This is a genomic window from Pseudoalteromonas sp. XI10 (genome assembly GCF_001469895.1).
Classification (GTDB): domain Bacteria; phylum Pseudomonadota; class Gammaproteobacteria; order Enterobacterales; family Alteromonadaceae; genus Pseudoalteromonas.
Genome location: NZ_LOPY01000038.1, coordinates 25147 through 50102, shown reverse-complemented (window position 1 = coordinate 50102; position 24956 = coordinate 25147). Strand labels below are relative to the sequence as shown.

Genomic DNA, 24956 nt, shown 5'->3' with positions numbered 1-24956 from the left:
CAGACAATAAAAAAGGCCCAGTAAAAACTGGGCCTTAGTAATCATTTCAAACTAGATTAGAACTTGATGTTCATACCAGCGAAGAAACGACGACCTAGTACATCGTATGTGTACGGGTCAGTGTTTGAGTCATTGTTACCTGAGTAGTAAGGTGCTTGCTTATCGAATAAGTTGTTAACACCTGCAGAGAATGACACTGTGTCGTTCAGGATGTATGAACCGCTGATGTCGTGGTATACAACAGTACCAACGCTTGGTACTAGACACTCGCTGTCGTCAGCAAGACATGCGTAGCTGTCTAGGCCGTCGATCATACGTGCTTGGTATTGTGCATCCCAGTTGTCGCCAGACGCGTTAAGAGTGAAGTTAGACTTAACTTTCGCGTAGCTACCGATACCTGAAGTTACAAGACCTGTGTAATCGATTGTGCTTGTGCCTGAATCAACGATGTACTCATCAAGGATAGTTACATCAAGACCTGTGCGCCAGTTAAGACCTGCAGCTTCAAATGCATACTTGAAGTTTACGTCGTAACCTTTAGTAGATTCATTACCAATGTTTTGTAATTGGTTGTTGAAGCTAATGCGACCAGTGCTTTGGTTGAAGTTGATTGCAGAAGACTGACATAGTGCAGTATCTTGGTTCTTGTATGCGCCAGTAGAAGCATCAAGACAGTTTTCAACGATGTACTGGTTGTTTACGCTTGAAATTGAGTTTTCAATTTCGATTTCGTAGTAGTCAACAGTCATTGAGAAACCGTCGAACCATTCTGGAGCGTATACGAAACCAGCAGTTACTGTATCAGCAAGCTCTGGAGTTAATTGGTCGTTACCACCAACAGTTACTTCAGCTTGGTCTTGTGCACCAGGGAAGTTAACTTGTTCGAATGAAGGTGATTTACCTTGGTAAAGCTCAGATACTGTAGGAGCACGGAATGCAGTTGAACGAACAGCACGTAGCATTAGTTCGTCGTTTACACGCCAAGTTAGACCTAGTTTCCAAGTCTCATCTGAACCAAATGTGCTGTAATCGAATGCACGGATAGCAGCGCTTAAGTCAACCATTTCTGCAAATGGTGCATCAGCTAGAAGTGGAACAGCGAATTCTACGTAAGCTTCGTTTACGTCAAAACGACCGCCAGTTGGTTCAACACGTGGGTCATTTGCAAGACCTTGTGAAGTTAGTGAATCTGGAACGTACCATGCTTTTTCTTCACGACGCTCGATACCAGCAGCGAAACCAACGTAACCAGCAGGAAGTTCCATTACTTCACCGTTAAGGCCAGCAGAAAGAACTAATAATTGGCTACCACCTGAGTTGTTCTCAGTGTAGTTGTACTGTGCAAGGTTGCTACCTGACCAATCAGCTTGGTTAAGTGGGTTGAAAGTACCCTCTTCGATTGCATCTTGGATTGAACCCATGTTAAGTAGGTTAGTTGCACGGTCAACTGAGTCGTTACGACCGAATACTACTGAAGTATCCCAGCCCCAACCGTTGTCGAATGCACCGTCAAGACCGACTACAGCACGTACAGTATCAACAACTTGCTCATAACCACGAGGACCAACATCAGTCATACGACGACCGTAAGAGATGTCTTCACCATCAGCTACGCCGTGAGAAAGAAGTGAATCACCCATTGCGTCTGCATCGTAAGTGAAGTCAAACCATACTGGCTGTGGAGCCATTTGTTGAGTTGACCAACGCTTAGAGTAAGTGAACTCAGAAACTAAACGCGTTTCATCAGTTACGTCAAAGTGGCCGATACCTGTAAGGTTTAAACGACGCATTGGTGTGTAAAGGTAGCTTGTTGCTGAGTAGTTGTAAGCATCACCTGCTGAAGTGAAGTCGTGCCACTCGCCGTCTGCTTGACCTTGTAGGTCTGCATTTTCAGCCCAAACGTGGCCGAAAGGCGTGTAAGAAGAACCGCCACAGTAGAAGCTACCGTTTTCGTAATCTTCTTCGATTGGACAATCAGAGAAATCACGGTCTGCTTGAGAAGCGTCGCCACGGTCTGTGTATTGTAAACCAATTACAACGTTACCACGGTCAAAGCTTGAACCCATTGTGATATCGAAAGACGTTTCGTCTGCATCGCCTTCACCAGTGATAGCACCGTTAAGGTTCATGTCTAGACCTTCGAAGTCGTCTTTTAAGATGATGTTAACAACACCAGCTACCGCGTCAGTACCATATACAGCTGATGCGCCGTCTTTTAGTACTTCAACTTGCTTGATCATTGATACTGGGATTGTGTTTAAGTCAACAGTAGATGCTGCGCCAGTACCAGAGTTGATCATACGACGACCATTTACTAGTACTAGAGTACGTTGTGCGCCTAAACCACGTAGGTCAACACGTGCGTTACCGCCTGAACCGTTGTTAACAGCAGGGTTAGTCATCGCACCGCTTGCTGCAGTCATTTTTTGTAGAACGCCATCGATGCTTGATGCACCCATTGCTTTGATGTCATCTGCACCAATTAAAGTTACAGGACTAGACGTCTCCATATCGGTACGCTTAATGCGAGAACCTGTAACTTGAATTTTTTCAATAGACTCTGCTGCATCATCAGCAGCTAAAACTTGCATGCTTGAGAACATTGGGATTGCTGAAACAACAGCTAAACCAAGAATTGATTTTTTCATGTGAAAACCCTACTTGTTGGAAATTTACCTTTAGTTAGGTAGCGCTCGTTATTATTAGAATCACGAGTCAGCGGAGGGCAACTTAGGCTCAGTTAACTGAACGAAAACTGAATGGCAGGTTAAAGAAAAAACAACCCCAAAATGGCGTATCCATTTTAGGTAATAAGGTTTCACGATGTATCAATGTTAACAGAAAAAAACACTTCTACATCAGCAATGTAACATTATTAAGTAGCAAAAAAAACACGATTGAAATCAATTGCACGCACTTTGTAATCAAGTGTAACTAAAGCCCAATTAGTGCTACAAATGAAATTTTTACAAGTTGATCACACAACGTTATAAAAACCGTAAAAGCTTGGTAAGAATGCTAACCATAGTTATTCACTTAAATTAACTAAATAGACAAAGTTAGCCCGTTAAACAGTGTATTAGAGGAAGAATTTTTGTTTTTGTTCCTTAAATTTGTAATACCGTATAAAGATACGGCTAATAAAGAACATTAAAGTAGAAAAAGATGACGTAGGGATGACGACAATCACAGCTTTTAAATAATCAAAAGCTGTGATCAACAATAATAAGGGAAGATGTTATCGAGTTTGCAGTGAATCGAAATAATAAAGCAAGGTTTGTGGTTGATTGTCACCAGTAGTATAAGTGAGCATCATTTTCCAGGTCATTACAGGCTCAGAGCATGCGCCAACCATAGTATCAGCAACCCAAACTTGCCCTTTCTGTTTAAACTGCAGCGGAATAAACCCCATATACATAGTGACCCCTTCAAGTTTTGCAGAGAGGTTTTTAGCATCTTTCGGCAGCTTTAGGTTGATTGCAAAAGGCAACTCAGGGCTGATAGCTGGGTTGCTCAGCCAAACTTCTGCATTATTAGGGTAATAACAATGACTATTGTTCTCACAACTTGTACTTGTGCTGCCCTCTTCTATACTTTGGCTATCACATGCAGCTAAAAATACACTGAAAAGGAAAACGGGTAAAAAACTAGTTCGCACTCTATTTGCCTGTATAAAATAAAAGCGGATACTAGTGAGCTACCCGCGAAAAGACAACCATGCTAGATGGAATAAGCTAATAAAAATACAATCTCTGACAAAAAATAACCAACAAAGCGCTAAAATTTGATTGATGTCATAATTTTATGCAATTGACCTATCTTTTTAAGGTCAAAAATTTTATCATTTCCATCGCAAAAATAAGGGTTTCTCGAGTTTGTTTTCTGAAGCTAGCACCGCTAAGTTGGCTTTAGGTAACACGCTTGTGAAGTAATAGTAGGCCCCACTTTGAATAAAAGTGGGTAATTCATTTCTAAAACGCATTTATTGCAGCGGAAGCCAGAAAATGAGCCAAACAGTAGCATCACAAACTGAGTACAATTATAAAGTTGTACGCCAATTCGCTATTATGACAGTGATTTGGGGCATCGTTGGCATGAGTGTTGGGGTTCTGATTGCTGCCCAATTAGCTTGGCCAGCACTTAACTTTGATACACCATGGTTAACTTACTCTCGACTACGTCCGTTACACACGAACGCAGTAATTTTCGCATTTGGTACAAGTGCACTTTTTGCGACGTCTTATTACGTCGTACAACGTACATGTCAAACGCGCCTTTTCTCAGATAAACTAGCAGCCTTCACCTTCTGGGGTTGGCAACTTGTTATCGTACTAGCAGCGATTACCTTACCACTAGGTATCACAAGCTCAAAAGAATACGCAGAACTTGAATGGCCAATCGATATTCTTATCGCCGTTGTTTGGGTAACTTACGCAGTTGTATTCTTTGGTACGTTAATCAAGCGTAAAGTATCGCACATCTATGTTGCGAACTGGTTCTACGCTGGTTTCATCATTACTGTTGCCGTTTTACACATTGTAAACAGCATGGCAATTCCAGTTTCACTAACTAAATCATACTCTATCTACGCAGGTGCTGTAGATGCAATGGTTCAGTGGTGGTACGGTCACAACGCTGTTGGTTTCTTATTAACTGCTGGTTTCTTAGGTATGATGTACTACTTCGTACCAAAACAAGCAGGTCGCCCTGTTTATTCTTACCGTTTATCGGTAGTTCACTTCTGGGCTCTTGTTTCTTTATACATCTGGGCAGGTCCTCACCACCTACACTACACTGCGCTTCCAGACTGGACGCAAAGCTTAGGTATGGTTATGTCAGTTATCCTATTCGTTCCATCTTGGGGTGGTATGATCAACGGTATCATGACGTTATCAGGTGCATGGCATAAACTACGTACTGACCCAGTACTTCGTTTCTTAGTTGTTTCTCTATCTTTCTACGGTATGTCTACGTTCGAAGGCCCAATGATGGCTATTAAGTCAGTTAACGCGCTTTCTCACTACACTGACTGGACTGTAGGTCACGTACACTCAGGTGCACTAGGTTGGGTTGCAATGATTTCTATCGGTGCTATCTATCACCTAATCCCTGCACTATTCTCACAAGGCCGTATGTACAGTGTTAAACTAGTTAACACGCACTTCTGGTTACACACTGTTGGTGTTGTTCTATACATCGTAGCAATGTGGATCTCAGGTGTAATGCAAGGTCTAATGTGGCGTGCAGTAAACTCAGACGGTACGTTAATGTACAGCTTTGTACAGTCATTAGAAGCTTCGTATCCGTTCTATATCATGCGTTTCCTAGGCGGTGTATTCATCGTAACAGGTATGCTAATTATGGCTTACAACGTTTATCGTACTATTGCAGCGAAGAAAGATTCGCTTCAATTAGACGCTGACGCACAATTGGCATAATGGAGTAGCACGATGAGCAATAATAATTCACAAAACAAACACGAAATAGTCGAAAAGAACGTTGGCCTAATGGCTATCTTGACTGTCTTTGCAATCAGCTTTGGTGCGTTAGTTGAGATTACTCCACTAATGTTCCAAGACGATACGACTAAACCTGTCGATGGCTTACGCCCTCTTACAGCGTTAGAAATGGAAGGTCGTGATATCTACGTGCGTGAAGGTTGTTACAACTGTCACTCACAAATGATTCGTCCTTTCCGTGACGAGGTTGAGCGTTACGGTCACTACTCTGTAGCTGGTGAGTCAGTATGGGATCACCCATTCCAATGGGGTTCTAAGCGTACTGGTCCTGATCTAGCTCGTGTTGGTGAGCGTTACTCAGACGATTGGCACCATGCTCACTTAATGGACCCACGTGCTGTGGTTCCTGAGTCAAACATGCCAGCGTTTCCTTGGTTAGACGAAAACAGAGTCGATACGACCCATACACTTAAAAAGCTTCAAGTATTCCGTGATAGCTTCGGAATCGACAAAGCAAGCGACCGTTACGATGGTAAAGGTTACGGAAGTGATGAAGAGCTAAAAGCTGACATTGCGAAAATCGAAGCCATGAACAATGGTGAAGGCGCAACTGAAATGCAAGCTCTAATCGCTTACTTACAACAGCTTGGCACACACTTGAAGTAATTATTATGGATTACGGAACATACAGAGGCATTTTGACTCTGGTAATTTTAGTACTGTTTATTGTGATTGTTGTATGGGCATACAGCAAGCGTAGCAAAAGCCGATTTGATAACGCTGCTAATGCCATATTTGAAGATGAAAAAAAACACAACAACACAATCTCTAACGAGGAAAAGGAGTCTGAGAAATGACTAGCTTTTGGAGTATATGGGTTATCGTATTAACCCTAGCGTGTCTTGCTATCATCTTCGGCCTACTTCTGTGGAACTTAAAAAACTACACAGGTGTTAAAGAAGGCGAAAGCTGTGGTCACGAGTTTGACGGCATTGAAGAACTAAACAACCCACTACCAAAATGGTGGACTTACATGTTCTTCGCGACATTCATTTGGTCTGTATACTACCTTGCTGCTTACCCAGGTTTAGGTAACTGGGAAGGTTTAGGTAAATGGACAAGTTCTAACCAAGGTATTACTTCTTTAGCTGAGTCTAAAGAAGCGACTGAACAAGCATTAGCTAACGGTGAGAACGTTCAATTAGACCAAGAATTTATCGCTGCTGATGAGCGTTTTGGCCCAATCTTTGAGTCATTCGCAAAACAAGATATTGAAACACTAGTTAAAGATGAAAAAGCGCTTGAGATTGGTCAACGTTTATTCTCACAAAACTGTGCACAATGTCATGGTTCAGATGCACGTGGTGGTCAAGGCTTCCCTAACCTAACGGATAACGATTGGTTATACGGCGGTACACCAGACAAGATCAAAGAAACACTTCTTTACGGTCGTGTTGCTGCGATGCCACCTTGGGGTGATGCACTTGGCGAGCAAGGCATTAAAGAAATGACTGCTCACGTACTTAGCCTTTCAGGCCGTACTGTTAACCAAAAAGACGCTGCTGCAGGTGCTGCTAAGTTTGCAATGTGTGCTGCGTGTCACGGTGCTGACGGTAAAGGTTCAGTTGCACACAATTTACCATTTGGTGCGCCTAACCTAACAGATAACATCTGGTTATACGGTGGTTCTAAACGTGCTGTTGAAGAAACACTTATCAATGGCCGCGCTGGTGTAATGCCAGCATGGAAAGACATTTTAGGTGAAGATAAAGTTCACTTATTAACAGCGTACGTTTACAGCTTATCGCAAGATAAATAACCACGCGGTTAATAAAATGTATAAACAATTAATCTTTTAATTCAATAGATTAATTAAGATCAAAAAAGCCTCCATCTGGAGGCTTTTTTTTAGTCTTTTGCTTTTAAATCCGATAAAATGCGTACAACGTTTTTAAAGGTATAAGTACTATGAAACCCACTCCTTGGTATAAAAACTTTTGGCCATGGTTTTTAATCTCTTTTCCTCTTGCAGCCATCATCGGCTGTGCTGGTCTTATTTATATGGCGATTGGCAACGGCCCAGATATGGTTGTTGATGATTACTATAAAAAAGGCAAAGCAATTAACCTTGAACTCAGCAAATTTAATAAAGCAAAAGCACTTTATTTACATGGCGATTTAAATGTTGCAGGCGACAAAGTAACTTTCACTTTCACCAAGGGTGATGCAAGCAATGTTCACTCTTTAAAAATGTCATTTTATCATCGCACCATTAAAGCCAATGACTTTGATGTAAGCCTAATGAAAAACGCCCATGGCGATTTTACTGCCCTACTCGACACCCATGTTGACGGTGCATACACAGTGTTTATTGAACCAATCGATAACAGTTGGAAACTTAAAGAAGATGTCATTCTACCAACTGATAAAACGATTTCGATTAGCCCTGAATATAAGTAGTAAACTCTAATGTCCGATAATTGCTTTCATTGTCTTGAAAGTGTGCCAAAAGGCTTTAATGCGACTGTCGAAATAGACGGTAAGGCACAACCTATGTGTTGTATTGGTTGCCAAACGGTTGCTGAGAATATCGTCGCCCAAGGCATGACCGATTACTATAAATTTAGAACTGTGCGCTCTGGTAAAGTTGAACAACTTGTTCCAGAGCAACTCGAGTTGATTAAAAGTTACGATAACGAAGATATTCAAGACGAGTTTATTTCAGCCACTAATGATTTATCAGAAGTGCTATTAACGGTTGAAGGCATCACCTGTGCTGCCTGTGCTTGGTTAATCGAAAAACAACTACTTAACTTAAAAGCAATCAAACGTGTTGATGTAAATACTTCAACCAACCGTGCCATGATCCAATGGGATAAATCGGTTACACCGCTTAGCCAAATTATCACCTCATTACACGAAATCGGCTATAAAGCCTATCCGTTTCAGGCAGACCTTGAAGCGAGCCAAAAACAGCAAGCCGCAAAAGCTTATATCCGCCGTTTAGGGGTTGCCGGTCTGATGACCATGCAAGTAATGATGTTTGCTTTTGCCATGTATTTTGGCATGTTCTCTGGCATGGAAGAGAACTTCGAGCAGTATTTTCGCTGGATAAGCTTAGTACTTGCTTCTCCAGTTATTCTTTATAGTGCTCTGCCATTCTTAACCAATGCCATTAATGGTCTAAAAGCCAAACAGCTGAATATGGATTTACCCGTCTCATTAGCTATTTTTGGTGCTTATGGGGCAAGCTGTTATGCCACATTAATGTCGGTTGGCGAAGTTTATTTTGAATCTATCTGTATGTTTACCTTCTTATTATTATTAGGTAAGTATTTAGAATTTAGAGCCCGTTTAAAAGCCAGTGAATTTACCGCTAACTTGCAAAAGTTACTGCCGCTTACAGCTCGTATTATCGATGAGAATAATCAAGAATCGATAATTGCCGCTAAAAAACTAAAACTGGGTGATGTTGTATTAATCAAAGCAGGCGAGACTATTCCTGCTGATGGTATTGTTACAAAAGGTCAAACAACCGTTGATGAAGCCATGATGACCGGCGAACACCAGCCAGTTAATAAGTTTGTCAGCCATCAAGTTTACGCAGGAACGATTAACCACGATGGTGTGATCAGTATTGAGATCAACAAAATCGGTCAAAATACCCTGCTTAATCAAATTATTAAGTTACAACACACAGCGTTAACCAAGCGCCCGCGATTAGTTGAGATAACAGATAAAGTAGCGCAGTGGTTTGTTGCCTGCTTATTAGTGTTTGCCTCAATAACAGCAATTGGTTGGTATCAAATAGACCCCGAGCATGCCTTTTGGGTTACTATTTCTGTACTTGTTGCAACCTGCCCTTGTGCACTTAGTTTAGCAATTCCAACTGCTCTCACGTGTGCAGTAGCAAGCCTTACTAAACGTGGGGTTTTAATTAAACAAGCCCATGTGTTAGAAACGCTTCCACAATTAACAGATATCGCTTTTGATAAAACAGGTACTTTAACGCAAGGTCGCTTTACCGTTGAACGCGTTGAACTAGTTAACAGCCAATACAGTGAAGCTGATGCATTACGCTTAGCAGCGCAACTTGAAAGTTTCTCTGAGCACCCTATTGCTAATGCATTCGCTGGTTTCAACGACACAGTGAACCCTATTGAAAATGTGACTATCGAACCGGGTAAAGGCATTACCGCTTTACTAAATGATCAGCACCTTGCGATAGGTAAAAGCGGTTGGTTTGAAACCGAAAAAGCAGATGCGCAAGCAACCTTGTATATCGATAAACAAGTCGTTGCGCGCTTTTACTTAGCCGACAGCCTACGTAATAACGCAGAAAAATTGATTATTACACTTCATTCGCAACAAATTAAGTGCCATATGTTAACGGGCGATGCCTCTAACAGTGGTGAGCGAATTGCAAAACAGCTCAATTTAGATACCGTGCACGCTGCATGTAGCCCTCGCGACAAACAAACCCATGTCGAAGCACTTGCAAGTAAAGGTTCCATTGTTGCTATGGTGGGTGATGGCGTGAATGACAGCCCAGTATTTGCCAGTGCCCATTTATCTATTGCGATGGAAACCGGCGCTGATATTTCCAAAAATAGTGCCGATGTGGTATTACTCAATAGTGATCTAACAGCCATAGAGCATTTGCTTACTGTCTCGAAAAAGACGCGCCGTATTGTTAAGCAAAACTTGGCATTATCACTTATTTACAATGGTTCGATTTTACCATTGGCAGCCCTTGGGCTCGTTGCTCCTTGGATGGCTGTAATTGGTATGTCTGCAAGCTCCATTTTGGTTATTACCAACTCATTAAGGTTATTAAAACTATGAGTATCATCTACATGCTTATCCCAATTGCCATTTTATTTGTGCTAATTGCCATTGGGGTATTCTTTTGGGCTGTAAAAAGCGAACAATTTTCTGATTTAAACAAACAGGGCCACAGTATCCTGTTCGAAGACGATAAAGAGCAGCACAACAAAAGTAATGATTGATCCGCTGTTTATTAGTGCATTTATAATGGGCTTGTTAGGTAGTGGTCATTGCCTAGCGATGTGTGGTGGCATTGCCAGTAGTTTACAACTTGCCGCCAACAAAAACCGTGCAGTGAGCTTTTCGATTGCTTATAACCTAGGCCGCGCACTAAGTTACATGCTTGCCGGTGCTCTTGTAGCAGGAATTAGTAGTCGCTTTGCAGCGCAAAATACTTCTATATCGATAGCGTTGTCGTTTTTGAGTGGTATTTTTATGCTGCTTGTTGGGGTTTACATTATGCGTTTAGCGGCAACTCTTCAGTGGCTAGAAAAACTTGGCAAAACCCTTGTATGGCAGCATTTAGCTAAACTTAATCGTTATTTATTACCGGTCGATACTACCCCAAAAGCCCTACTCTATGGCGCTTTGTGGGGCTGGTTGCCCTGTGGATTAGTTTATTCAGCGCTAACCTGGGCACTGACTAGCCCATCAGCATCACATGGTGCAGGTGTGATGTTATTTTTCGCGTTAGGCACCTTTCCTGCCATGATAAGCGTAGGACTCGTCAGCCAGAAAATAAACACTATTTTCAACCATGTTTGGACTAGGGTTATTCTAGGCAGCGTAATAATATGGTACGGTATATACTTATTAATTATAGCAACCGATAAGCTAATTCATTAATCTTACGGGTTGTTAACTTATTTGAATGGATTTGATGTATGGACTTCTCACAAAACAAGTCAAAAGGCTTATGCACAATTAGCTGTAATAATTGCAGTATCAGCCAGCTATGTTTGCCATTTTCATTAAACGGTCAAGAAATGGATCGTCTCGATGAAATCATCGAACGTAAGAAACCACTGCATAAAGGTGATTATTTATTTGAGTCTGGCGAAAGCTTAAATGCCATTTATGCGGTACGCTCTGGCTCGTTTAAGTCTTATACTTTGTCAGAACAAGGTGATGAACAAATTACTGGTTTCCATTTAGCTGGTGATTTGGTTGGTTTCGATGCTATTAACAAAATGGCTCATCAAAGCTTCTCACAAGCCCTTGAAACTTCAATGGTATGTGAAATTCCATTCGATACTCTAGACGAATTAGCGGGTAAACTACCTAAGCTACGCCAACAAATTATGCGTTTAATGAGTAATGAAATTAACTATGACCAAGAAATGTTATTGTTACTCAATAAAAAGTCAGCTGAAGAGCGTCTAGCCAGTTTTATTTATAATCTTGCAGAGCGTTTTGGTGAACGTGGTTTCTCACGTAAAGAATTCCGTTTAACCATGACACGTGGTGAAATCGGTAATTATTTAGGCCTTACTGTTGAAACAATTAGCCGCCTTTTAAGCCGCTTCCAAAAAGCTGGTTTTATTAAGGTTGAAGGTAAATTTATCACCATTTTGGACCAGCAAGCGCTTGCAGCAACAGCAGCGATTAAATGTAAATAGAGTTTGATTTAACGCAACTTTATATTGTTTGCCCCTTTAACTGTTCTAAATTTAGGTTACACTCAAAGTACTACTTTTTGCGGAACAGTTAAGGAGCAGCACATGGACGCAATTAAACGAATTTTAGCAGTTATAGACCCAACCAAAGAGCAGCAACATAGTTTAAGCCGCTCAATTGATCTAGCCAAAAAATCTGGCGCGACCATCACCGCTTTCCTCAGTATCTACGACTTCTCTTATGAAATGACCACAATGCTTTCTGCTGATGAGCGTGAAGCAATGCGCGAAGCCGTCATAAAAGACCGCCAAGAATGGTTAAATGAACAAATTGCCCTTTACCCAGAGCTAACCATTGATAGCTGTGTTGTTTGGCATAACCGCCCTTACGAAGCCATTATCAATACCGTGATCAACGATGGTTTTGATCTTGTTGTCAAAGGCACCCATCAACACGATACACTTAAGTCTGTTATTTTCACCCCAACTGACTGGCACCTCATTCGTAAGTGCCCTGCTCCAGTTTTGCTTGTTAAAGAGAAAGAGTGGCCGGCAAAAGGCAATATTTTAGCTGCTGTGAACGCAGTGAGTGAGAATGAACAACACCTTGAACTTAACAAGCGTATTATCAATGACGCTCGTTTCATTTGTGATTTAGCCAACGCAACGCTTAACCTTGTGAATGCCTACCCGGCAACTCCAGTTAATATCGCTATTGAAATCCCTGAATTCAACCCAGGTGTTTACAACGAATCAGTTAAAAAACATCACTTTGAATCAACGCTTTCATTAGCTGAAGGGTTTGATATTGATAAAGCTCATTGCCACATTGAAGAAGGCTTACCAGAAGATGTTATTCCTGATGTGGCTGCACGCCTCAACAGCGAATTAGTAGTGATAGGTACAGTTGGACGTACTGGCTTAAGTGCAGCGCTTGTCGGTAACACAGCAGAGCATGTTATTGATAGCCTTGACTGCGATGTTTTAGCACTAAAACCAGACGGCTATGTGAGCCCACTTGCTAAATAACCTTTTAAATATGCATTAAAAAAGCCCCATTTTGGGGCTTTTTTCTTTTTATATATTTGTTACATCAATAAATAATGATTCATCAATGTTTGTTGATGAGACCACCGCCTCGCTAAAGTCATAGCTTTCACGATTGCCTTCTCTATCAAGCGGTAAGTTTTCAAAATCAAATAAGTTTCTGTCTGCAAGCTGGCTTGGGCTAACATTTTGTAAAGACTTAAAGATACTTTCAACACGGCCTGGGGTTTTCTTATCCCACTCTGTCAGCATCGCTTTAATTGATTGACGCTGCAGGTTTTCTTGTGAGCCACATAAATTACAAGGAATAATTGGGAAGTCTTTGTGCTCAGCGTATTTAATTAAATCTTTTTCACGGCAATATGACAACGGACGGATTACCACGTTACGTTCATCATCAGAGCGCAATTTTGGTGGCATCGCTTTTAGTCGTGAACCATGGAACATATTTAAGAACATTGTCTCAACGATATCATCCATGTGATGACCAAGTGCTAGTTTGGTTGCACCAATTTTTTCTGCAAATGAATAAAGTGTGCCGCGACGAAGTCGTGAACACAGACCACAGGTTGTTTTGCCCTCTGGTACTTTTTCTTTTACTACTGAGTAAGTATCTTTATCAACGATGTAATACGGAATATTTAGCGTTTCAAAGTAATCAGGCAAAATGTGCTCAGGAAAACCAGGTTGCTTCTGATCAAGGTTTACTGCAATCACTTCAAATTTAATCGGCGCTGCTTTTTGTAAATTAAGCAAAATATCTAGCATTGCAAAAGAATCTTTACCACCACTGATACATGCCATAACAACATCACCGTCTTCAATCATGTTGTAATCAGTAATCGCATTACCAACATGCCTTCTTAGACGCTTTTGAAGTTTATTAAATTCAAGAGTTTCTTTTCTAGTATCAGTTTGATTCATTTGCTCTGCTCATACAGGCTTTTGTAAGCCATGTTTCATAGTAAAAAGTTCGGCGTGGATTATACGGACTTTTTGAGCCAGTTGAAATGATTAGCATTGGATAATTAAAGCGCTTCACTCGTAGAGATACCACGTAAAGCACAGCGCTTTGGGAATAAAGGTTAAGGATTCAGGTTATTTATATTTATATTTATAACAGGTTAAGTGGTGTTTTCTGGATTTACTAATTAATTTATAGGAAACAACAATTAATCTAAAACGTTCGAAGCAGCTACTTCCGCCTCGATTATGGCTCGATGCGCTTTTAAACCAATATTTGTTGAATAAAAATCTGCTGCTATTTTAAGCTCTTGTGGTGTTAATAAACTAAGAATTTTAAGCTTAAAAGCCATCTTGGCGGCACTCATGTCTGTTGGCTCTGCCAATACAGATGTCCCCATCGCATTTATCAACAATTGCTTTTGACTTTCAGGTAAATCTTTTAGTGTATCTGCTAATATTTGCTTTGTATCAACCTCTACATTACCACCACCAAGGCCATTAAAGATTTCATCCATTTTCAATGCATTATAGAACCGTTCAAATTCTAATTCTGCATTTGGCTCAGACTGAGCCGAACACACCATAAATGGTAACGAAAACAAAATCAGCAAACAAAATCTCATTTAATTATCCTTATTTTTAGTTTTACAACTTAGTAGAAAGCCAAATAGCAAATTTAGTGGAGTGTTTAACGACTAATCTGATTGGTGAATAGTAAAATGAACTTGAACCATTCACTTTGCCTAGGTTCTGGTGTTCAATTTCATCTTGTTGAATGCTTAGTACCGCTTGATATGCGCTTTTATTGTTGTTCTCTAAATAACTTAATTGCCATTCTAGATGATGTAGAACCGTTGATTCAACGGCTTCTGTACACACCCAAATTGCTTTACGTCCAAATAAAGCAGTAATCAAACCTAAACAATAACCACCCAAAGACCAAAACCAGATTGCGTAGCAATGCCGTATTTTATGTTCCTTTAACCAACAATCAAAAGTTTTGAAATGCTCGATTTCATGATTTAGCATTTCTTTAAGCTGTACAGAGATATCTTGATATAAAAATTTAGAGACAAATAACTGAGCCTTATAAATACTTATCGCCCCAAATTCACCTGCATGATCAACACGCACAATCCTAGCAACTTCTTTTGAGATCATCTTAATTGCTTACAGTGCATTTGTAACGAGAAGCTGTACAAGCAAGGTCAGGCCAATCATCTCTGCCCCAACAGTATTTATCATTTCTAAGAGGTTTTAGATGCCAAACCACAGGCTTGCCCTTTTTATCTAAGCGGGTTTCATTTTCAAGCTGCACACGGATTAAATTTTTCTCTGCTGAGAGAATATTATAAACGAAGGTTTTTCTCGCTTCAGACGCGGAAATATAGCCCTGCTCATCATAAGAGATTTCTAATGTTTTATTTTTAAACGTTATGGTATGAAAATTAGATTCACAAACTGGGCTATTTGTAGACTGCCATGAGCCTTGCAACTTAGTTTGCATTTCTTGGTTGATAGGTGAATGACTGCTACAAGCTGAACATAGCAGTAAAATAACAAAAATAGGCGCTGAAGTTTTCATTAAGATGCTTTTAAGTCCCTGAAAAAGTAAGGTTTAGCATATCGAGAATCGTAAAAATGTCCAGCTATACGCTTAATAAAAAACAAAGGGCACATGAGCCCTGTGCCCTTTGTTAACTTTAAGCGCTTTTAGTTTTAGCTTTTTTATTCTTTGCCATTCGTTTAGCACGTTTTATTGCCGACTTTTTCGACGCATTTTTCTGAGCTATTTTCAACACTTTAGCCTCTTTTAACTGCTTTTTTGCTGCTTTCAAGCGCTTTTTAGCGTTTTCGGCTAGGTTCTCAGCTTCACTAGCACACTCTACAGCGGCTTGTGCTTTAAGTGCTGCATCTTTTGCAATTGCAGTTGTTTTGGCCACTTCTTTTTTACTCTTTTCGAGAATTTTTTCGAGCTTAGCAAGACGCTTCTCAAATACTGACTGTGAATTTTGCATAGTATTCTCCTTTACTGACGTGCAGACATGCGGGTAGGCTCGGTGACAATAAGCGGGTCGAGACGATTCACAATTTCGTGATCTTTTTCTGGGTAATCCAAACAACTTAAAAAATGACGCATACAATTTATACGCCCGCGCTTTTTATCGTCAGAGCGAATTTGTGTCCAAGGTGCATCCTTAGTATGGGTATGAAACATCATGGCATCTTTGGCATCACTATAATCATGCCATTTAGCCAATGATGCCATATCAACTGGGCTTAGCTTCCATTGTTTGAGCGGGTCATTTTGGCGCGATTTAAAGCGTCTAAATTGCTCTTCTCTACTGACCGAAAACCAATATTTAAATAGCTTAATACCGCTATTCACTAACATACGTTCAAGTTGAGGTGTTTGACGCATAAACTCTAAATATTCGTGATCATCACAAAACCCCATTACCTTCTCAACACCGGCTCGGTTATACCAAGAACGGTCAAATAGTATAATTTCACCCTTTGTTGGCAGGTGGTTAATATAACGCTGAAAGTACCATTGATCGCGCTCTCTTGCAGATGGTTTTTCTAAAGCCACTACGTGCGCCCCACGAGGGTTTAAATGCTCCATAAAGCGCTTAATAGTGCCACCTTTACCCGCCGCATCACGACCTTCAAATAAAATCACAATTTGCTGGTTGGTCTCTTTTACCCAGCCTTGCATTTTTAAAAGCTCGATTTGCAGTTCGTGTTTATGGCGCTCGTATTCAACTACGTCCATTTTGCGTTTATATGGGTATTTACCGTCTGCATTCCACTTTAGGCTTGGGTTTTTAACATTTAGATCAAAAACCACATCCTGTTTCGCATTGGCTTCGGCTAATTTCTGTTGTTTAACTGATACAGGTTCAACATTGACTGTCTGCATAACGACTCCTTTTAAACTATAACTACCTATATTGAGATCTTTATAGTTTTACTTTAAGCCTGTTATTGCTAAGTAATTTGATCTAAATCTATATTTTTAATTCTTGAAAAATCATTTAAAAATATAAGGTTAGCACTTAATAATTAAGTAAAAATAAGGATACTAAATAAAATTAAACCTTTTATCTATAGCAAAAAACAATCAGTAAAAACTCATATCTTCATACTGTTTTCAGATCTAAAAACACGCTAATTCTTAAATGCACAGCAATACAAATAGTTAGAAAAGATATAAATTAAGGGGAATAATGTAGATAAAATAAACAGTCAAAGTAACCGCACTGCTTACGATGAATTTCAGATTTTGATACTAAACCAAAATAACGAGGAAACTCTTTAAAAAAAGAGACATAAGAACTATCTGCTTCACAACGAAAAAAGGACCTAATAAGGTCCCTTTTGTCGATGTTTAAACGCTTTTACCAATATATGGTCGCTATTTAACAATCCACGGTGTGGCACTGATAAGCTCAGCATGACTGCTAAGAACTGTGTTATCGTCTTGCCAGTCGTCTGTTACTTTTATTGAACAACGCTGCTCTTTACAGCTCACGTCATTTGCCGAAATAGCATCTTGGCCATTAAATTTAAGTACAACACCTTGTTGTTCAGGCAGTAAAAACCACATTAATTTGCTAACAAAAAAGCCTGACAAATCAGATAAAAGCTCGTCAAATTCTTCATTTAGCGTATATAAGTTCGCTTTACTGAGTTCAAAATCAGCCAGATCCGTTGCTTCAATTTGTAACTTTAATTGGCATTCATGTTTTGGATTTTCTGGTTGAACAACTATTACGGCTTTATCTGTATCAAGCTGCTTATCGAATGGTAAAAGTAGTTGAGCCTTATCTGTATAAGTTAGGTCAAACTCTTGTTTTTCTGTAATTATTTTACCTGATTTAATTGTGCATACTTCGTTGCTAGCAATATCAGACAAATAAAAGTTAACTTGAGCGTATTGAAACTCGCCTTTATTAACAACTTTCAAACGATCGTAAAAGCCATCATATGCAACAACAAATTCTGTTGCAGCGGCCTTTGAAGCAACTGCACCTAGCGCAACCGCGATGGTTGCTGCTTTTAACCATGGAAGGAGTTTATTCATCAAAGTAAGCTCTGTTTTGATTTATCATTTTATTCAATTCTTCAATGTACGCTTCACGTCGTTCAGAATAAGACAGCAAACCTTGTGTTAGCTTAGTTGCATCAATTGGCTTTTGCTGTCGACGTAAATCAGCACGAATTGATCTTAAATCTTTATACGCCGCATGGGTATTAATATTTTTAAAATAAGAGTTTACAGCAGCACGTACCGATTGAAATGCAGCCACTTCGTGAGCAGCTTCGTTGGCACGGCGACGAGGAACCATGCCACAGCCTTTTTTATAACACCACTGGCCGAAAAAGTTTAAGCCAATACGTGCAAAACGTGACGTACCCCATGCTGACTCATTAGCTGCTTGCATAAGCGCAAGCTCTTTAGGAATGATATCTACACGACGAAGTGCCTGGGTAAGCGATAAAGTATCTATGGTGGTAGGCAACTTGTAGCTATTCAGTATTTTTTTAATATCTGATTGCTGTTTGCTACTTAGTGGCTCATTGTACTCCAGCATCATGCGCGCGATTTCTAAAGTCGCACGTTGCTGTAGAATCTTTTTATTTTCGGCCTCAACATGAGGGCGAATAAAATCAAAAAATGCATGTTTCTTTTCTTTCACATCAGTAAAAGCTGCAAAATCTGGCAGTTTCACATTATGTAATGGCTTTTCTTTTTTGATTACGCGCTGGGTCCCTTTTGGCGTTGTCTGCGATTGTTCAGACCCACTTTCTACTACTTCTTTATCTACAAATGGCGATAACAACGCCCATGCAAAAAAAGCAGCAAGTAAAGCTCGAAAAACGTAATTAAGCATGTATTCTCTCATATAAACTACTACTCATGTGCGGTAACGTCACGCACACACAAAGGCGAAGTATACCAAAACCGTCTATTTTTGGCGAATTTGCCCTAAGAAAATTACCTAAACCTTTACCAAAATAGCGTGATTTAGAGCCAATTTACTCGCAATTTTCAAGCGCTTGCGTATACTGAAAAGCAAGCAAACGAGAAAAAGGTAGGTTTTTTTTATGTGCCAATCTTGGCAAGCTCGCATTATTGATCAACAAAAATATCGTCCAAACGATAACCGCTCAGCTTGGCAAGTTGACCGCTCTCGAATCATACACGCCGCAGCCTTTAGGCGGTTGCAGGCTAAAACCCAAATTATGGGTATTGGCTTAAATGATTTTTATAGAACCCGTCTGACCCATTCTTTAGAAGTTGCTCAAATTGGCAGTGGTTTATTACGCCACTTAAAAAAACAGAACCCTGAATTTACGAATTTTCCGAGTGGTAGCCTACTCGAGACCCTATGTCTTGCTCATGATATTGGCCACCCTCCTTTTGGTCATGGTGGTGAAATAGCATTAAATTACATGATGCGCGAGCATGGTGGCTTTGAAGGTAACGCCCAAACATTAAGAATTGTGTCTAAGCTTGAGCCCTACTCAAATGGCTATGGCATGAACTTAACCAGACGCACCTTGTTAGGTTTTATTAAATACCCAGCCTTTATTGATGATTTATGGCACAGCATTCCACCTTTGAGTGAACAGCGTAGCTTTATTAAAGCTGACCATTGGCGCCCTGCCAAAGGCTTATATAAAGACGATAAAGATGTTTTCGATTGGATCATTGATCCACTGTCGAATAACGATAAAGCGCTGCTGAGTAGTCATTATAAGGTTGATGAGTTTAGAGCTAAAACCCATTATAAATCGATAGACTCAGCAATTATGGAATTAGCCGACGATATTGCTTATGCCGTTCACGATTTAGAAGATGCCATAGCCACCGAAGTTTTAACGCTGGCTGATTGGCAAAACCATGCCCTTGTTCAGTTACAAGAGCTTGACTCTGCATGGCTAACCACTCATTTGAGCTCGATAACTGCCAGACTCTTTTCTCATCACGAGTATGAGCGTAAAGACGCTATTGGTGAGTTGGTTAACACCTTTATTATTAACGCTCAATTAGTTGTACAAAACGCAGATTTCGAATCTGAAATACTGCAGTACACAGTAAGCCTACCGGATGAATTTGCTGAAATTCTTAACGTGCTAAAACATTTTGTTTTTAAACGTTTGATTCGCGAGCCAAAGATGCAGCAAGTTGAATTTAAAGGACAAAACCTGTTGATTGAGTTATTTAGTGCTTTTGCCAGCGACCCTATGCGCTTATTACCTGAAACAACCCAAGAAATGTGGCTAAATGCGCACCAGCAAGGTGATAATGCAATGCGCATAATATGTGACTACTTATCAGGGATGAGTGATGAATATGCTTATAAAACCTATCAGCGCTTGTTTTTGCCATCTGCTTAAGTAATTTTTGAACAGCAGTTGAAATTGTTCTAAAATTAAACAGGTTATAGTAATAACAACCTCACCCCTTGAATGCATTTTATTTAACATGGATTGAAATAATGCTCAAAAAATACCTGCTTATTAGTGCTGCTGTAGCAAGCTCATTTGCTTGCCATAGTGCAGAATCACTTCCTGATCCGCTTCTTGAAGAACGCGGCATAATCATAAAAGATGCCACTCATTTCGATTGGGTACGGCTGAATTCGGGCGAATGGCTCAAAGGCGAGCTAGTCTCCATGTATGATAAAGAGATTGAGTTCGACAGTGATGTGCTCGACACATTAATTATTGATCGCGAAGATGTCTACATGATTATCTCAGATCGCCACCATACTGTGCGCTTTAACGATGGTAATGAGCTAAGCGGCACATTAAATATCTCTGGTGGTTATGTGAAAGTTGGCGAACAAGAAGCTAAATACCGTTATCGCGATTTAGTCTCTATTGCTCCTTCAGTTGAAAGCGAACTCAGTGCATGGACAGTGAAAATATCACTAGGTGCCGATATATCAAAAGGTAATACTGACCAAACCGAATATTCGGCTCGTGCAGATATCAAGCGCCGTACGGCGTCTAGCCGTTTCCTCGCAGAGTTTTTAGGTTATCGCACCACCAGCGATGAGCAAGTCACTAAAAACAACATTCGCGCTAACGGTACCTTCGACTGGTTCCAGACCCAAAAAATGTATTACCGCCCTATCTTCTTTGAGTACTACCGTGATCCGTTTCAAAATATCGCTAACAAGTACACTGTGGGTGCCGGTGTTGGTTACTATGTAATGGATACCGATAAAACAGAATGGGATTTTTCAACAGGCCCTGCTTATCAAAAAACTGAGTTTGATACTGTCGCTACGGGTGAAGAAAAATCAAATTCATCTTGGTCATATTTTGTCGGCACTAATTACGAGCTAGAGGTCACCAAGAAAATTGATTTTACCTTTAATTATCGCTACCTAACTGCAAACAGTGATGCAGGTGGTGACTCTCAATATGCGATGGCTGCGTTTGAGTTTGAGATCACTGATGATATTGATTTTGATATGTCATTAGTATGGGACTATTTAGCTGACCCGATTGCCGATGAAAACGGTGTAGTACCAGAAAAAGAAGATTACAAAATGATTTTCGCGCTGGGTATCGATTTATAAACATCTCGATTATTCGATACAAAAACGCCGAGCTTAGCTCGGCGTTTTCATTTTAGTTAATAAATATCTTATAGCGATTTAACACCCATGTTATATAGGGTAAAGCCATAAATATCAGCGTATTGATCAATGATCTTACTTGTTGGTGTTCCTGCACCATGGCCTGCATTTGTTTCAATGCGAATAAGATACGGATTTTGTTTCGCACCTTTTTCTTGTAGCTCGGCTGCAAACTTAAATGAATGCGCAGGCACAACACGGTCATCATGATCCCCTGTTGTTACTAAGGTTGCAGGGTAGCTAACACCCTCTTTTACATTGTGAACTGGTGAATAGCCTTTTAAGTACTCGAACATTTCTTTACTTTGTTCACTCGTACCGTAGTCATACGCCCAACCAGCACCCGCTGTAAAGGTGTGGTAACGCAGCATATCTAAAACACCTACAGCAGGAAGCGCAACTTTAAATAGCTCAGGGCGCTGTGTCATAACCGCACCAACTAATAAGCCACCATTTGAGCCACCACGTACCGCTAGGTAATCAGGTGAGCTGTATTGTTTTTCGTTTAAGTACTCAGCCGCAGCAATAAAGTCATCAAATACATTTTGCTTCTTAAGCTGTGTACCATTTACATGCCATTCTTTACCGTATTCGCCACCACCACGAATATTAGCAACAGCATAGATACCACCGTGCTCAAGCCATGCCGCAATTGTAGGGCTGTAGCTTGGTGTTAGGCTCACGTTAAATCCACCATAACCATATAAAATAGTCGGATTTTTACCGTTAAGTTCGGTGCCCTTTTTGTACGAAATAATCATCGGAACTTTGGTGCCATCTTTTGATGTATAGAACACTTGTTCAGAGATGTATTCTTCGCTATTAAATTTAGCGCCCGACTTGCGGTACACATCAGACTTACCTGATTCAACATCGAACGAATAGGTATTGCCTGGTGTAGTGTAATTAGTAAATGAGTAATACAGCGTTTGTGCATCGTGCTTACCGCTAAAGCCATATGCAGTACCCACACCTGGCAGGCTGATGTCACGCACCAATTTACCTGATTTATCGTATTGTTTTACTTGTGAAATCGCATCAACCATATACTTAGCAAAGAAGTAGTCACCACCTTTTGAAAGGCTAAGCACATTGTCAGTTTCTGGGATTAAATCTTGCCAATTTTCAGGGCTTGGATCAGCGGCATCAACAGTCACTACACGTTTATTTGGCGCGTTTAAGTTAGTCACTAAATACAGTTTCGAGCCGTCATTATCAATAATTGAGGTATCTGAATCAGTGTTATCTAAAATAGTCACTAGCTCGCTGTCAGGCTTAGTTAAATCTTTGATAAACAGTTTATTACCTGAAGTTGAAGTACTTGCAGCAATTATTAAATAACGATTATCACGGGTTACATCAGCACCAATATAACGATGTTTCTGAGCCTCTGTGCCACCATAAACTAATTGGTCATCTGCTTGTGCCTTGCCTAACTTATGGTAGTAAACTTTATGTTGATCTGTTTTTGCAGACAGCTCACTACCCTTTGGCTTATCGTAGCTCGAATAATAGAATCCTTCATTGCCAAGCCAAGAGATACCGCTGAATTTTACATCGACTAATGCTTCTTCAATTGGTTGTTTAGTCGCTGTATCAATAATGATAATTTTACGCCAGTCACTGCCGCCTTCAGAGATTTGATAGGCCGCTAGCGTGCCGTCCTCTGTGAATGTTAAGCCCGACATTGAGGTTGTGCCGTCGCTGCTAAAAGTATTTGGATCTAAGAACACCTCAGCTTCTGAGTCGCCTTTTTTACGATAAACTACGTACTGATTTTGCAGACCATCGTTTTTATAAAAATAAGTGTACTCACCCTCTTTAAATGGCGCTGTGACTTTTTCATAGTTCATCAGCTTTTCAAGCGTAGTTTTCAGCTCATCGCGATAAGGAATATTTTTTAGATAAGAAAAGGTAACGTCATTTTCGGCTTTCACCCACTGAGCTGTTTCGTCGCTCATATCGTCTTCTAACCAACGATACGGATCGGCTACTTTCTCACCGAAATATTCATCAACAACATTGCCTTTTTTAGTTTCTGGATAATTCACAGCAGCTTTAACCTCTGCAGTTTTTACTGTTTGTTCTGTTTTTGTTGGGGTAGATTCACCGCAGCCCGCCAATGCAACAACAATTGCACATGCTAGTGTTTTCTTGATCATAATAAATTTACTTTTAGTTATTGTTAATAAAATGAAAGTAAAATTAAAGCATTAGAATGTCTAGTAATTTGCGGTTAAACACAGGAAGTGCTGTAAACCAATGTAAAAACAAAAAAGCCACGTAGTAACGTGGCTCTTCAAAGCATGTATTTGCTCAGCGATTATACTTTTGTTAACCAGCCATGAGTATCTGCTGATTTACCCCATTGAATATCATTCAATGCTTGGCGTAATTTAGCAACTTTCTCACCTGGTTCACCCGACCCCACTTTAAACTCTTGGTCGTTATGAATAAGTGTGCCAACCGAGGTAAGTACCGCAGCGGTACCTGATAACGCAGCTTCAGTACCTGGTTTAGCGGCTCTTTCTAGTAACTCAGACACAGTAAAGTTACGCTCAGATACTGTCATACCTAAATCTTTAGCAATCGTTAAAATACTATTACGCGTCACACCGTGTAAGAATGTGCTATCAAGTGCTTTTGTGATGATTTCATCACCATCAATTAGAATGAAGTTTGCAGCACCAGTTTCTTGTACATCACCACCAGGGCAGAATAAAATTTGGTCTGCTTGATGCTCTGAACGAGCTTCTAAGATTGGACCTAATGCACTTGCATAGTTACCACCACTTTTAACCATACCCATGTGTGGTGCACAGCGCATGCCGTCTTCTTCAAGTAATACACGTAATGCTGTAGCACCGCCTGAGAAATAATCACCTACTGGCGAAAGCAATACATAAAGCAAGGAACTCATTGACGGTGCAGCCGCTTTACCGATTGCCGCTTCTGTACCAATGTGAGTTGGGCGAATATACATTGAACCCGGCGGTGTTGGTGTTTCGTCTGCGTACTCTTTTACAATGTCTTTGATCATTTGCTCAAGCATGCTTTCGTCAAAGTCAGGTAAGTTTAGTAACTTAGAGCTTTGTTTCATACGAGCAATGTTAGCATCCATACGAAAGATATAGACCGAGCCATCTTCGTGACGAAATGCTTTTAATCCTTCAAAACAGGTGCTTGAGTAATGTAATACGTGAGCACCCGCATGTAATTCGATTTTATCAGATGGGACCAGCGCGCTTTCACTCCATGAGTTATCAGCAAAACGTGCTTGGATCATTTGTGGCATAAATACAGTACCAAATGCGGCCATTGTTGTTCTCTCTTGTTTGGACTACTTTTACCCCATTGTATGCTAATCCATCCCCGTTTAA

Annotated in this window: 23 protein-coding genes and 1 pseudogene; 12 read left to right on the top strand and 12 right to left on the bottom strand. The window is 40.3% G+C overall.

The window, feature by feature from the left end:
* Window positions 1–56: 56 nt before the first annotated feature.
* Window positions 57–2648: a TonB-dependent receptor plug domain-containing protein gene (locus AUR67_RS07990; protein WP_058584859.1), complete on the bottom strand. Its 2592-nt coding sequence runs from the start codon at window positions 2646–2648 to the stop codon at window positions 57–59.
* Window positions 2649–3238: 590 nt separating this feature from the next.
* Window positions 3239–3658, bottom strand: coding sequence for a hypothetical protein (locus tag AUR67_RS07985; RefSeq protein ID WP_058584858.1), 420 nt, complete (start codon window positions 3656–3658; stop codon window positions 3239–3241).
* Between the two features lie 346 nt (window positions 3659–4004).
* Here AUR67_RS07985 and ccoN point away from each other — a divergent pair, with 346 nt between their 5' ends.
* The 10 genes from ccoN to uspE all read left to right on the top strand — a co-directional run bounded on the left by ccoN (window position 4005) and on the right by uspE (window position 12931).
* Window positions 4005–5438 carry a cytochrome-c oxidase, cbb3-type subunit I gene (gene ccoN / locus AUR67_RS07980; protein WP_036967883.1) on the top strand — a complete coding sequence of 478 codons (1434 nt, stop codon included), beginning with the start codon at window positions 4005–4007 and terminating at the stop codon, window positions 5436–5438.
* A gap of 12 nt (window positions 5439–5450) precedes the next feature.
* Window positions 5451–6125 (top strand): cytochrome-c oxidase, cbb3-type subunit II, encoded by a 675-nt coding sequence (ccoO, locus tag AUR67_RS07975; RefSeq protein ID WP_054561332.1) that lies wholly within the window; start codon window positions 5451–5453, stop codon window positions 6123–6125.
* A 5-nt stretch (window positions 6126–6130) separates the two neighbouring features.
* Entirely contained in the window at window positions 6131–6316 is a 186-nt protein-coding gene (locus tag AUR67_RS07970; protein WP_054561331.1) for a cbb3-type cytochrome oxidase subunit 3, read from the top strand.
* Window positions 6313–7278 carry a cytochrome-c oxidase, cbb3-type subunit III gene (gene ccoP / locus AUR67_RS07965; protein ID WP_054561330.1) on the top strand — a complete coding sequence of 322 codons (966 nt, stop codon included), beginning with the start codon at window positions 6313–6315 and terminating at the stop codon, window positions 7276–7278. Before AUR67_RS07970 ends, ccoP begins: the two co-directional genes overlap by 4 nt.
* A gap of 149 nt (window positions 7279–7427) precedes the next feature.
* The gene (locus tag AUR67_RS07960) at window positions 7428–7919 is read left to right on the top strand and encodes a FixH family protein (protein WP_054561329.1); all 492 of its coding nucleotides are present in this window, start codon (window positions 7428–7430) and stop codon (window positions 7917–7919) included.
* Window positions 7920–7928: 9 nt separating this feature from the next.
* Window positions 7929–10304: a heavy metal translocating P-type ATPase gene (locus AUR67_RS07955; RefSeq protein WP_058584857.1), complete on the top strand. Its 2376-nt coding sequence runs from the start codon at window positions 7929–7931 to the stop codon at window positions 10302–10304.
* Complete coding sequence (gene ccoS / locus AUR67_RS07950) at window positions 10301–10468, top strand: cbb3-type cytochrome oxidase assembly protein CcoS (protein ID WP_054553052.1); 168 nt, start codon at window positions 10301–10303, stop codon at window positions 10466–10468. Before AUR67_RS07955 ends, ccoS begins: the two co-directional genes overlap by 4 nt.
* Window positions 10461–11132 carry a sulfite exporter TauE/SafE family protein gene (locus tag AUR67_RS07945; protein ID WP_058584856.1) on the top strand — a complete coding sequence of 224 codons (672 nt, stop codon included), beginning with the start codon at window positions 10461–10463 and terminating at the stop codon, window positions 11130–11132. The genes ccoS and AUR67_RS07945 overlap by 8 nt, the downstream gene beginning before the upstream one ends.
* Window positions 11133–11170: 38 nt before the next feature.
* Window positions 11171–11905, top strand: coding sequence for an FNR family transcription factor (locus AUR67_RS07940; RefSeq protein WP_054553050.1), 735 nt, complete (start codon window positions 11171–11173; stop codon window positions 11903–11905).
* A 102-nt stretch (window positions 11906–12007) separates the two neighbouring features.
* Window positions 12008–12931 carry a universal stress protein UspE gene (gene uspE / locus AUR67_RS07935; RefSeq protein WP_058584855.1) on the top strand — a complete coding sequence of 308 codons (924 nt, stop codon included), beginning with the start codon at window positions 12008–12010 and terminating at the stop codon, window positions 12929–12931.
* Window positions 12932–12979: 48 nt separating this feature from the next.
* Here the strand turns inward: uspE and ttcA are convergent, their stop codons facing one another.
* The 8 genes from ttcA to AUR67_RS07895 all read right to left on the bottom strand — a co-directional run bounded on the left by ttcA (window position 12980) and on the right by AUR67_RS07895 (window position 18813).
* Window positions 12980–13873 (bottom strand): tRNA 2-thiocytidine(32) synthetase TtcA, encoded by an 894-nt coding sequence (gene ttcA / locus AUR67_RS07930; RefSeq protein WP_054561325.1) that lies wholly within the window; start codon window positions 13871–13873, stop codon window positions 12980–12982.
* Between the two features lie 248 nt (window positions 13874–14121).
* Window positions 14122–14538, bottom strand: a complete 417-nt coding sequence (locus AUR67_RS07925) for a hypothetical protein (RefSeq protein ID WP_058584854.1) — start codon at window positions 14536–14538, stop codon at window positions 14122–14124.
* A 22-nt stretch (window positions 14539–14560) separates the two neighbouring features.
* Entirely contained in the window at window positions 14561–15076 is a 516-nt protein-coding gene (locus tag AUR67_RS07920; protein WP_058584853.1) for a demethoxyubiquinone hydroxylase family protein, read from the bottom strand.
* 1 nt (window position 15077) lies between these two features.
* On the bottom strand, window positions 15078–15500 hold the full coding sequence (locus AUR67_RS07915; protein WP_058584852.1) for a hypothetical protein: 423 nt from the start codon (window positions 15498–15500) through the stop codon (window positions 15078–15080).
* 118 nt (window positions 15501–15618) lie between these two features.
* A complete protein-coding gene (locus AUR67_RS07910) occupies window positions 15619–15933 on the bottom strand; it encodes a hypothetical protein (protein ID WP_058584851.1) in 315 nt (104 codons plus the stop codon).
* An 11-nt stretch (window positions 15934–15944) separates the two neighbouring features.
* Window positions 15945–16838 (bottom strand): polyphosphate kinase 2, encoded by an 894-nt coding sequence (gene ppk2 / locus AUR67_RS07905; RefSeq protein ID WP_082665603.1) that lies wholly within the window; start codon window positions 16836–16838, stop codon window positions 15945–15947.
* Window positions 16839–17333: 495 nt separating this feature from the next.
* Window positions 17334–18002 (bottom strand): DUF2987 domain-containing protein, encoded by a 669-nt coding sequence (locus AUR67_RS07900; protein WP_054561320.1) that lies wholly within the window; start codon window positions 18000–18002, stop codon window positions 17334–17336.
* Window positions 17995–18813 carry a glucosaminidase domain-containing protein gene (locus AUR67_RS07895; protein WP_058584850.1) on the bottom strand — a complete coding sequence of 273 codons (819 nt, stop codon included), beginning with the start codon at window positions 18811–18813 and terminating at the stop codon, window positions 17995–17997. The genes AUR67_RS07900 and AUR67_RS07895 overlap by 8 nt, the downstream gene beginning before the upstream one ends.
* Window positions 18814–19027: 214 nt before the next feature.
* Between AUR67_RS07895 and AUR67_RS07890 the strand changes: the two genes are divergently transcribed.
* Window positions 19028–20323 (top strand): anti-phage deoxyguanosine triphosphatase, encoded by a 1296-nt coding sequence (locus AUR67_RS07890; protein WP_058584849.1) that lies wholly within the window; start codon window positions 19028–19030, stop codon window positions 20321–20323.
* A 101-nt stretch (window positions 20324–20424) separates the two neighbouring features.
* Window positions 20425–21516 (top strand): DUF481 domain-containing protein, encoded by a 1092-nt coding sequence (locus AUR67_RS07885; protein WP_058584848.1) that lies wholly within the window; start codon window positions 20425–20427, stop codon window positions 21514–21516.
* Window positions 21517–21584: 68 nt separating this feature from the next.
* Here the strand turns inward: AUR67_RS07885 and AUR67_RS07880 are convergent, their stop codons facing one another.
* Together AUR67_RS07880 and AUR67_RS07875 are read right to left on the bottom strand one after the other, a co-directional pair.
* Window positions 21585–23738, bottom strand: coding sequence for a prolyl oligopeptidase family serine peptidase (locus AUR67_RS07880; protein WP_058584847.1), 2154 nt, complete (start codon window positions 23736–23738; stop codon window positions 21585–21587).
* 161 nt (window positions 23739–23899) lie between these two features.
* Window positions 23900–24901 (bottom strand): annotated as a pseudogene (locus AUR67_RS07875) (branched-chain amino acid aminotransferase); the annotation flags it as partial.
* Window positions 24902–24956: the final 55 nt, after the last annotated feature.

Bases quoted from the DNA above. Each gene is read 5' to 3' on its own strand.
- AUR67_RS07915 (WP_058584852.1), bottom strand. From the start codon at position 15,500: ATGAAAACTTCAGCGCCTATTTTTGTTATTTTACTGCTATGTTCAGCT.
- ccoP (WP_054561330.1), top strand. From the start codon at position 6,313: ATGACTAGCTTTTGGAGTATATGGGTTATCGTATTAACCCTAGCGTGT.
- AUR67_RS07970 (WP_054561331.1), top strand. From the start codon at position 6,131: ATGGATTACGGAACATACAGAGGCATTTTGACTCTGGTAATTTTAGTA.
- AUR67_RS07960 (WP_054561329.1), top strand. From the start codon at position 7,428: ATGAAACCCACTCCTTGGTATAAAAACTTTTGGCCATGGTTTTTAATC.
- AUR67_RS07990 (WP_058584859.1), bottom strand. From the start codon at position 2,648: ATGAAAAAATCAATTCTTGGTTTAGCTGTTGTTTCAGCAATCCCAATG.
- AUR67_RS07890 (WP_058584849.1), top strand. From the start codon at position 19,028: ATGTGCCAATCTTGGCAAGCTCGCATTATTGATCAACAAAAATATCGT.
- AUR67_RS07945 (WP_058584856.1), top strand. From the start codon at position 10,461: ATGATTGATCCGCTGTTTATTAGTGCATTTATAATGGGCTTGTTAGGT.
- ccoO (WP_054561332.1), top strand. From the start codon at position 5,451: ATGAGCAATAATAATTCACAAAACAAACACGAAATAGTCGAAAAGAAC.
- AUR67_RS07895 (WP_058584850.1), bottom strand. From the start codon at position 18,813: ATGCTTAATTACGTTTTTCGAGCTTTACTTGCTGCTTTTTTTGCATGG.
- AUR67_RS07925 (WP_058584854.1), bottom strand. From the start codon at position 14,538: ATGAGATTTTGTTTGCTGATTTTGTTTTCGTTACCATTTATGGTGTGT.
- AUR67_RS07910 (WP_058584851.1), bottom strand. From the start codon at position 15,933: ATGCAAAATTCACAGTCAGTATTTGAGAAGCGTCTTGCTAAGCTCGAA.
- ccoS (WP_054553052.1), top strand. From the start codon at position 10,301: ATGAGTATCATCTACATGCTTATCCCAATTGCCATTTTATTTGTGCTA.
- ccoN (WP_036967883.1), top strand. From the start codon at position 4,005: ATGAGCCAAACAGTAGCATCACAAACTGAGTACAATTATAAAGTTGTA.
- AUR67_RS07940 (WP_054553050.1), top strand. From the start codon at position 11,171: ATGGACTTCTCACAAAACAAGTCAAAAGGCTTATGCACAATTAGCTGT.
- AUR67_RS07955 (WP_058584857.1), top strand. From the start codon at position 7,929: ATGTCCGATAATTGCTTTCATTGTCTTGAAAGTGTGCCAAAAGGCTTT.
- AUR67_RS07880 (WP_058584847.1), bottom strand. From the start codon at position 23,738: ATGATCAAGAAAACACTAGCATGTGCAATTGTTGTTGCATTGGCGGGC.
- AUR67_RS07900 (WP_054561320.1), bottom strand. From the start codon at position 18,002: ATGAATAAACTCCTTCCATGGTTAAAAGCAGCAACCATCGCGGTTGCG.
- AUR67_RS07920 (WP_058584853.1), bottom strand. From the start codon at position 15,076: ATGATCTCAAAAGAAGTTGCTAGGATTGTGCGTGTTGATCATGCAGGT.
- ppk2 (WP_082665603.1), bottom strand. From the start codon at position 16,838: ATGCAGACAGTCAATGTTGAACCTGTATCAGTTAAACAACAGAAATTA.
- ttcA (WP_054561325.1), bottom strand. From the start codon at position 13,873: ATGAATCAAACTGATACTAGAAAAGAAACTCTTGAATTTAATAAACTT.
- AUR67_RS07885 (WP_058584848.1), top strand. From the start codon at position 20,425: ATGCTCAAAAAATACCTGCTTATTAGTGCTGCTGTAGCAAGCTCATTT.
- uspE (WP_058584855.1), top strand. From the start codon at position 12,008: ATGGACGCAATTAAACGAATTTTAGCAGTTATAGACCCAACCAAAGAG.